The organism is Pseudoalteromonas sp. 78C3 (assembly GCF_002836695.1).
Classification (GTDB): Bacteria; Pseudomonadota; Gammaproteobacteria; order Enterobacterales; family Alteromonadaceae; genus Pseudoalteromonas; species Pseudoalteromonas arctica.
In genome coordinates this window covers 1-236 of sequence record NZ_PJAV01000065.1, presented here as the reverse complement: position 1 = coordinate 236, position 236 = coordinate 1, and the positions used below count along the sequence as shown (strand labels likewise).

Below are 236 nucleotides of genomic sequence, written 5' to 3'. Positions count from 1 at the left end.
TGTTAACATTAATAAACCTAATGATTTAGATAGTTTTAATTGTTTCATGATACGACTACCTCTCTAAACATACCGGCATCCATATGGAATAATAAATGGCAATGCCAAGCCCAGCGACCTACATCGTGAGGGGTGGTTAAAAAGCTGATTCTTTGTGCGGGTTGAACAGGTATCGTATGACGTCGCACTTGCACATCACCTTGCTCGTTTTCTAAATCACTCCACATACCATGCAA

At 40.3% G+C, this 236-nt stretch carries 1 protein-coding gene; it reads right to left on the bottom strand.

Going from position 1 to position 236, the window contains the following annotated elements; genetic code table 11:
* Window positions 1-44 precede the first annotated feature (44 nt).
* On the bottom strand, window positions 45-236 hold a 192-nt coding region (locus CXF76_RS00840; RefSeq protein ID WP_157823331.1), incomplete at its 5' end, for a multicopper oxidase domain-containing protein.